Raw genomic sequence first — 8,797 nt, 5'->3', positions numbered from 1 at the left:
GGGGGGCGCCCCCGGCGGCTGGCCGTAGCCGGCCAGTTGTACCAGCAGCAGTGGCGTGCGCGCACCGAACTGCCGCCGCCAGTCCTCGCGCAGCGCACGCAACCGCGCCGCGTATGCCGCGCCATCACCGGTGTTCGATTCGCCCTGGTACCACAGCATGCCGCGCAGCCCGAAACCGCCGAGCGGTGCGATCATTCCGTTGTACAGCGTCGACAGCCCGGTGGCCGCCTGCCAAGGGGCAAATGGCGGCGCCTGTTGGCCCGGCGCAACCCGATACATCCACGGTCCCTGCAGTGGCACCCGCTCGCCGGTATCGAACTGCAGGCCGTGTGCCGTTGAAGGACCGGCCAGGCCGCCTTCGCCGTAGGTGTCCAGCACGTTGACCGCAATGCTGTTGGATCCTGCCTTCAGCAGGCCATGTGGCAACGGGTAGCGCCTCTCGCCGGCGCCGTACTGGCTGCCGACGGCGACCCCGTTCACCCAGGTCACGTCCACCTCGTCGGCCGATGCCAGCTCCAGGGTCGCGCCGCGTGCGGCCTGTTCAGCGCTCAGCATCACCTGCGTGCGATACCAGACCATGCCGTTGTAGTCGGCAAGTGCGGGCTCGTTCCACCGCTCCCATGCGCCCAGTGTGGCCGGTGCGCGCGACCATCCGCGGTCATCGGCATCCGTCCGCCATGGGGCGTCGCCGGGCAGCGTGCCCTCGCGTGTGGCCCACCAGTGCTGCCAGTAGCGGCCCCAGGCTGCGCGTGCCTCCAGCGGATCACGCGCAGACCGCGCGAGGATGTCGAGGGCCTCATCCAGGCCGCCCTGCCCGCGCAGTGCACCAACGCTGGTCCAGGCCTCGATCCGCGAGCCACCCCACGCCGCCTCGATCAGCCCCATCGGCACGTCGACCGTGCGCTGCAGTTCGCGCGCAAAGTAGAAGCAGGTGGCGGAGAAATCGCGCACCGCATCAGGCGTTGCCGATGTCCAGGCAGTGCTGTCGTTGAAGGTCTCCTGTGCCTGCACGGCGGCGTGCTGCGGCACGGTGAACAGCCGGATCCGTGGCATCGTGGCTGCGGCAATCTCGCTGGCTGCGTTGAGCGAGCGCCACACCGGCAGTTCCATGTTCGACTGGCCCGAGCACAGCCACACGTCGCCGACCAGCACGTCGCGCGCCGTTTGCCGGCGCGTTCCGTCGTTTACCTCCAGCGTGTAGGGACCGCCAGCGGCGACCGGGTACAGCATCGCCTGCCAGCGGCCTGCGGCGTCCGCCCGGCTGCTCACCGCCTGCCCCGCAAACGTCACGGAAACCGGCTGCCCAGGGCTTGCGTGCCCCCAGACCGCAATGGGCCGGTCACGCTGCAGGACGGCGTGATCCCTGAACAGCGGATGCAGCAGTCCCGTCGTCTCCCGCGCCGCGGCCGGCATCGCCACTACTGCCGCAGCCATCATCAACAGCACACACCCGACCGCTCCGAACCTGCTCATCGGCCATCCCCCGGTGCGAACGGAAACTGCAACGCCTGGTAGTACGACAATGGCTGCGGCGGTGGCCGTTCGCCGGCGGGCAATGGCCGTCCGCTGAGCGACTGGAAGTACGCCACGCTGGCGTCACGCCACCATTGCGCCTCGTCGTGCTGGATCTGCAGGAACGCAGCAACGTGCCGATGCCGCTGCGGATCGATCCGGTCGCTCAGGCCGGCCCAGGTGTCCTGCATCGACCGCACCTGGCGCACACCCCGCGAATAGCGCCCGACCAGCTCATCCCAGAGCGTCCTGCCCGAGCGCATGCGGTGATCCCACGGCACATGATGGAACCACAGCAGCAGCGACTCGGGCACCCGCTCGGGGTCGCCATAGACCTCGGCGACCTGCGGGGCGTACTGGCCCACGGCGTTGCTTCCGCCGGCGCTGCGGTCAAAACCGATGCCCTGGCTGTCTGCGCGGTGGTAGTACACCGACGTCCAGTCCGCACGTGGGCCTCCGTCCACCCAGGGGCCGGGGCCGTAGTGATGGCCGCGTGCCATCAGGTGGTGCAGGCCCAGCGGCGTCATGTAGTCCACTGCCGCCTCGCGCGAGTCCATCATCATCCGCACGATCGGGCCGGTCACCTGCGGGTCGGGCGAGAACGTCAACGCTGCCCAGTCTTCGGCAATCGCGCGCGCGGATTGCTGCGGGTTCCAGGCCAGCCGGCCGAAGGCGTACCAGTTGGCCTGGTCGAAGTGCGAGCCACTCCAGGTGCGGTCCACGCCGATGTTGGCGACGCCGGCAATACCGGTCAGTGCGTGGCCCTCCAGCGAGCCATCGATCACGCGGGCAACCGTGGAGCCCTCGCCGCGGGCATGGGTGTCGGCCTGCAGCACTTCCTCGTAGAGCGTTCCCAGGTAGACCAGGTGCGTCGCAAAACCCAGGTATTCCTTGGTGATCTGCAGTTCCATCATCAGCGGCGTGCGCGGCATCGCGCCAAACAAGGGGTGGAACGGCTCGCGCGGCTGGAAGTCGATGGGGCCGTTCTTCACCTGCACGATCACGTTGGGGCGGAAGGCGCCGTCCAGCCCGACAAACTCACTGTATGCCTGCTTGGCGCGATCTTCGGGAACCTCGTGCGAGTACACGAAGGCCCGCCACATCACCACACCGTTGTGGGGCGCCAGCGCGTCGGCCAGCAGGTTGGCGCCGTCGGCATGGGAACGACCGTAATCCTGCGGGCCGGGTTGCCCTTCGGAGTTCGCCTTGACCAGGAAGCCGCCAAAATCCGGAATGCGCGCATGGATCTCATCGACCTTGTCGCGCCACCAGCGCCGCACGCCGGGGTCCAACGGGTCAGCCGTCGCCAGGCCGCCGAGCTCGATGGGCGCACTGAAGCGTGCGCTCAGGTAGACCCGGATGCCATAGGGGCGGAACAGGTCGGCCAGCGCGGCGGCTTTGGCCAGATAGGCCGGCGACAGGCTCAGCGCACTGGCGTTGACGTTGTTGAGGACGGTGCCGTTGATGCCGAGTGAGGCGTTGGCACGGGCGTAGTCGGTGTAGCGCGGGTCACGCCACTGCGGCAACGTCTGCCAGTCCCAGAGGGAGCTGCCTGCATAGCCACGCTCGACGTAACGATCCAGGTTGTCCCAATGGTCGAGCACACGCAGTGCGACCCGCGGCGACTCCCGCACGTCCAGCCCCTGCAGCGGCATGCCACGCTGCAACAGGCGCAGCAGATGGAACGTGCCATACAGCACGCCGACATCCCGGCGTGCCGCCACCAGCAGTACATCGCGCCCCTCGATCCGGACCCGCCGGATCAGGAAGCCCTCGTCGCCCAGCGTGGCAACCTCGTTGCCGAACGCGGCGACCAGCGCCGAAGACTGCGGCGTACCCAGCACCAGGGCATGGTCAGTACTGATTGCCGTTCGCATTGGCGGCGCCGTTCCCAGCAATCCAGGGAGGCTGCGCGCAAGCTCGTCGCGGGTAGCGCGCTGCATCGGCGTGCAATCCGGGGCCACCACTTCGGCCAATTGCCGCCGGTAATCGGCAGCGACCGTTGCGGCAACCGGCTGGTAGCGCATCCACAGCCCGTAGCCATCCTCCGCCCGCGCCACGCCAGCACAGGCCAGCAGCACGACCACGGCCCACAGGCGCGTGCCGACAGCACGCAACAAGGGCGTTAACATGCGCCTTTGTAGACTACGTCCGGGCCCGGGGCAGCGCATCATCGTCCTTCGCACCCCCGCGGCAGCGCCACCAAGAACAAAGGGATCGTGCATTGGACAAGCCGAAGAAATCGGTTCGCCGCAGAACCGCAGGCGTGACGATCGACGAGGTTGCGGCCCTTGCCGGCGTTTCGCCGATGACCGTGTCGCGGGTGATCAACCAGGGCAAGGTGCGCGACGTCACCCGCGAGCGCGTGCTGCGCGCCGTGCGTGAGCTGGGCTATACGCCCAATCTTGCCGCCAGTTCGCTGGCCGCCGCACAGCACACGCGCATTGCGCTGATCTACACCAACCCCAGCGGCGCCTACCTGCGCGAACTGCTGGTGGGCCTGCTGCGCGTCGCCTCCAGTTCCGCCATCCAGCTGGTCATCGACTACTGGGACAACCTGGATGCCGAATCCGAACGTAGGGCGGCGCGCGCGCTCGCCGGACGCGTCGACGGGGTGATCCTGCCGCCGCCCCTGTGCGAATCGCAGGCCGCCGTAAGCGAACTGGTCAAGGCTGGCATTCCGGTGGTGGCCATCGCATCGGGGCGCCTGAGCGAGGCCCTGTCCTGCGTCCGCATCGACGATCTCAGTGCGGGCAGGGAAATGACCGAGCACCTGCTCCGGCAGGGACACACCCGCATCGGTTTCATCCGTGGGCGCGATGACCTGAGCGCCAGTGCGCTCCGTTACGACGGCTTCGTCACCGCCCTGCGCGAGGCCGGGCTTGCGGTGGAGCCTGGCCTGGTCCAACACGGTGACTACACCTACCGGTCCGGCCTGGCTGCCGCCGAAAAGCTGTTGTCCCAACGCCGCCCACCGACCGCGATTTTCGCCAGCAACGACGACATGGGCGCCGCCGCCATCTCCGTCGCGCACCGACGCGGGCTGGAAGTGCCGCGCGACCTGTCGGTCGTGGGTTTCGATGACACCTCGGCCGCCACCACCGTATGGCCGGAACTGACCACGATCCACCAGCCCATCGCCTCGATGGCCAACGCGGCCGTCGACATCCTGCTGCGCACCATCCGCCGTCCGGCGGGGGACGCAACGGTGCTGCGCGATCATGTGATGCCGCATCGGCTGATCGCACGCGGTTCGGTAGCCGCGCCGCCCCGGTAGCGGTAGCGCAGGCATCATGTACCGCATCCGAGGGTGACCTCGGCTTCGTTCAGTGCGCCCAGCGCGACGCGTGACACGGAGATCGTCATCGCATCGGCCGTCACCACCGACCACGGCCGGTCGATCGCGTCCAGCTTGGCGCCCGCCTTGGCCAGGCACTTCAGCGGCACGCCAACACGCTTCCACTGGCCTTGTGGAAGCGCCGCCAGCGAGGCCCCGATGGCGACGCGCGCCGAGCAGCCCGCGCCGCAACCGACCGACAGCCACGCCTCACCCTGCGGCGCAGCGTCGACCCGCAGCGTGGTCAGCAGCATCAGGTCGCCGTTGGATTCGCGCTGCAGATCCAGCGCCGTGTGCGACTGCAGTGCAGCGACGGCCTCGCCCTTGCCCGACCAGGCCAGGCGTCGCCCATCCTCCTGCGCCAGATGATCCACGCCGGTGATCTTCAGCCGATCATCGGGCAATGCGTCCGGCACGCGGGTCACGGTCAGGCCCTGGTCAGCAGCATCCTCGATCCGCAGCGCCATGCCAGGACCCGCGTCACCGCGCGCGAAGAACACGCCCGTCGCGCCCTCGTTGCCGGTCACGCCCGATGCCTCCGGCAGCGCGGCCAGGTCGCCGTTGTCGGCGTAGGTCAGGCCGAAGCCGAACGCAAACAATGGATCGTAGTCCTTCTGGCCCACGTTGTTGGCGTACTGGGTGGCAGTGCGCGGCCAGCTGAAACTGAGCTTGCCCTTGAAATCGTGCTGCACGCGGCCATCGCTTCCGCGCAGCAGTACATCGGCAATGCCGGCGCCTTCCGAGCCCGGCAGCCATGCAGCCACGAAGGCATCGGCGGCATTGATTTCCCGGTTCACCCAGAGCGGCCGCCCGCTCAGGAAAACCGCAACAACCGGTATGCCTTCGGCCTTGAGCCGCTTGAGCAGCGCCAGGTCCGTTTCGTTGCCGGGCTTGTACGCCAGCGTCGGCCGGTCTCCCTGGAACTCGGCATAGGGGTCTTCGCCAAACACCACCACCGCCACATCGGGCTTCACTGCATAGCGACCGTCAACGGCAAGCACGGCTTCACCACCCGCCGCGCTGGCCTGGCGCGCAACGCCCTCGTAGATCGTGTCCGCGTTGGGGAAGTCCCTGCGGCTGGTGCCGGTGCCCTGCCAGTTGAGCGTCCAGCCGCCCGCCTGCTTGCCGACATCGTCGGCTCCGTCGCCGGCCACGAGGATCCGCTGCTTCGGAGACAGCGGCAGGACGTGGTCCTGGTTTTTCAACAGGACCAGCGATTCGCGCACGGCCTGCCGGGCGACCGCGCGATGTGCCGGCGCGCCGATCAGTGCGAACTGCCCGCCGACGGCCCGCGTGGATGGCCTGCCGGCCTCGAACAGCCCAAGGCGGAACTTGACCCGCAGGATCCGGCGCACCGCATCGTCCAGGCGTTGCGGCGTGATCCGCCCATCCTTCACCGCAGCCAGCGTCGTCTCGTAGAAACCCTTCCAGCTGTCCGAGGCCATCGCCATGTCCAGGCCCGCGATGATGGTGGCCGGGCAGTCTGTGGTGGTGCAGCCCTTGACCTGTCCATGACCATTCCAGTCACCCACCACGAAGCCACCGAAGTTCATGCGGCCCTTGAGTACATCGGTAAGGTAGTACCGGTGCCCATGCATCTTTTCACCGTTGACGCTGTTGAACGACGCCATCGCGGTCTGCGCGCCGGCGGCGATTGCCGGCGGATATCCGGCGGCGTGGATGCGCACCAGATCTGACTCGCTGATGCGGGTGTCGCCTTGGTCCTTGCCGTCAGTGGTGCCCCCATCGCCCAGGAAGTGCTTCACCGAGGCGATCACATGGCGGCCATCGAGGAACTCCGGAGTTCCCACCCTGCCCTGCAGCCCCTCCACCATGGCGGCGGCATAGCTGGCCACCACGTCCGGCGATTCGGAGTAGCCTTCGTAGGTGCGTCCCCAGCGATCATCCTGGGGTACGGCAACGGTCGGCGCGAACGTCCATTCCATGCCGGTGACACGGGTCTCCAGCGCGGTGATGCCACCGATCTGCCGCAGCAGCTCCGGATTGCGCGTGGCGCCCAGCCCGATGTTGTGCGGGAACAACGTGGCGCCAATGATGTTGCTCTGCCCGTGCACGGCATCGATGCCGAACAGCAGCGGAATGGCCTTGCCGCCTTTCGAGGTGTCCATCGAGGCGTCGTAGAAGGCGTCGGCCAGCGCCAGCCATTCGGCCGGCGACGCGTCATAGCGGCCACCGGGATCGGAGTTGCCCCCGGCCAGGATCGAGCCGAGCCGGTAGCGGCGCACATCATCTGGAGTGACGCTGGCGATGTCGCCCTGCACCAGCTGGCCGACCTTTTCCTCCACCGTCATGCCGGCCATCAGGTCGGTGATGCGCTTCTCCAGTGCCGGATCCGCGGCCAGCGGCCAGGCGACCTTCGGCCAGGGATCATTGTCGGTGGCTGCGGCGGCGGCAGCCCGGTCCTGGCCGCGGCAGCCGAGCAATCCCAGCATCAGTGCGGCGACCAGCGCGCCGCTGCGGATTACCAAGGCCTGCGATGTCATGGTGCTCATCCTTCCATCTGCTCCAGTTCCTTGCCCTTGGTCTCGTGCACATGCCGGACGACGAAGATCACCGAGATCACGGCAGCCACCAGGTAGATGCCGTAGGTGGCCGCCAGCCCTGCCGCGGCCAGCAGCATCGGGAACGTCACCGTGACCACGAAGTTGGAGGTCCACTGCGCCGCGCCGGCGACTGCCAGTGCCGAACCGCGGATCTGGTTCGGGAACATCTCGCCCAGCATCACCCACATCACCGGTCCCCAGGACAGATTGAAGAACACGACATAGGCATTGGCCGCCACCAGTGCCAGCGTGCCCATGCGGCCGGGCAGCTGCAGATGCCCGTCGGCCAGCGAACCGCTGGCAAACGCCACCAACACCAGTGCAAGCGACAGCGACATCCCGGCCGAGCCGAACCACAGCAGGGGTTTGCGGCCGATCCGGTCAATCAGCAGCACGGTGACCACGCAGGCACCGATGCTCAGCGCGCCGGACAGCACGTTGATCAGCAGCGCGTCGTTTTCGGAAAAGCCGACCGCCTGCCACAGCACGGCGCCGTAATAGAACACCACGTTGATGCCGACCAGCTGCTGGAAGCAGGCCAGCCCGACGCCGACCCAGACAATCGGGCGGATCCGCCCTGTCGCCGGGCTCTTCAGGTCGGACAGTCGAGGGCGATGATGGTCGTTGGACAACGAGGCATCGATCTCCTCGAGCGTGGCGCGGGCCTTGTCGCTGCCCAGCAGCCGGGTCAGCACCCGCAGTGCATCGTCCTTGCGCCGCTTCACCACCAGGTAGCGCGGGCTCTCAGGAATGGTCAGCAACAGCAGCAGGAACAGCAGCGATGGCGCGGCCTGCATCCAGAACATCCAGCGCCAGGCGGCCTGCCCGCCCCACAGCGGTTCGGTCGACGCGCCCGCTGCGGCCGCCAGCAGGTAGTTGGACAGGAAGGCAGCGGTGAGGCCGGTGATGATCGCGATCTGCTGCACGGTAGCCAGGCGGCCGCGATAGCGGGCCGGAGCGACCTCGGCAATGTAGGCCGGGGAGATCACGCTGGCCGCGCCGACCGCGAATCCACCCACCACCCGCGCGGCAATGAACCAGCCCGACGACACCGCCGCCCCGGCACCGAGTGCCGACAGCAGGAACATCACTGCCGACAGGATCAGCACGTTGCGACGGCCCAGGCGGTCGGCCAGCCGGCCTGCACTGAACGCGCCCACCGCACAGCCCAGCAGCATCGACGCGATCTCGAACCCCTGCATCCACTCACCGGACCGGAACGCCTGGTGCAGGCCATCCTGGGTACCGTTGATCACGCCGCTGTCGAAGCCGAACAGAAAACCGCCAATCGTCGCCACCACGCTGATCAGTACGATCAGCCGCGTGTTCTCACCGCTGCCTGCTGCCTGGTTCATCCCCGTCCCCTTGAGTGCGCCGTTGCCGC

General features: G+C 68.0%; 5 protein-coding genes. 1 reads left to right on the top strand and 4 read right to left on the bottom strand.

The window, feature by feature from the left end; all coding sequences use genetic code 11:
* Together O0J15_RS03250 and O0J15_RS03245 are read right to left on the bottom strand one after the other, a co-directional pair.
* Positions 1 to 1,437: sialate O-acetylesterase (locus O0J15_RS03250; RefSeq protein ID WP_308305074.1), on the bottom strand; the 1,437-nt coding region annotated here is incomplete at its 3' end.
* Between the two features lie 32 nt (positions 1,438 to 1,469).
* On the bottom strand, positions 1,470 to 3,644 hold the full coding sequence (locus tag O0J15_RS03245) for an alpha-glucuronidase family glycosyl hydrolase (protein ID WP_308305071.1): 2,175 nt from the start codon (positions 3,642 to 3,644) through the stop codon (positions 1,470 to 1,472).
* 92 nt (positions 3,645 to 3,736) lie between these two features.
* On the opposite strand from O0J15_RS03245, the gene O0J15_RS03240 reads away from it, so the two are divergent.
* A complete protein-coding gene (locus O0J15_RS03240) occupies positions 3,737 to 4,789 on the top strand; it encodes a LacI family DNA-binding transcriptional regulator (protein WP_308305070.1) in 1,053 nt (350 codons plus the stop codon).
* Between the two features lie 14 nt (positions 4,790 to 4,803).
* Here the strand turns inward: O0J15_RS03240 and O0J15_RS03235 are convergent, their stop codons facing one another.
* Both O0J15_RS03235 and O0J15_RS03230 read right to left on the bottom strand, forming a co-directional pair.
* On the bottom strand, positions 4,804 to 7,362 hold the full coding sequence (locus tag O0J15_RS03235; RefSeq protein ID WP_308305069.1) for an exo 1,3/1,4-beta-D-glucan glucohydrolase: 2,559 nt from the start codon (positions 7,360 to 7,362) through the stop codon (positions 4,804 to 4,806).
* Positions 7,359 to 8,768, bottom strand: a complete 1,410-nt coding sequence (locus O0J15_RS03230) for a sugar porter family MFS transporter (RefSeq protein WP_308305068.1) — start codon at positions 8,766 to 8,768, stop codon at positions 7,359 to 7,361. Before O0J15_RS03230 ends, O0J15_RS03235 begins: the two co-directional genes overlap by 4 nt.
* Positions 8,769 to 8,797 lie beyond the last annotated feature (29 nt).

Origin of the sequence: Stenotrophomonas sp. Sm10 (assembly GCF_030985515.1) — a bacterium.
Lineage (GTDB): Bacteria > Pseudomonadota > Gammaproteobacteria > Xanthomonadales > Xanthomonadaceae > Stenotrophomonas > Stenotrophomonas hibiscicola.
Note: the sequence above shows the minus strand (reverse complement) of the source record. Positions and strands in the feature narration are given on the sequence as shown.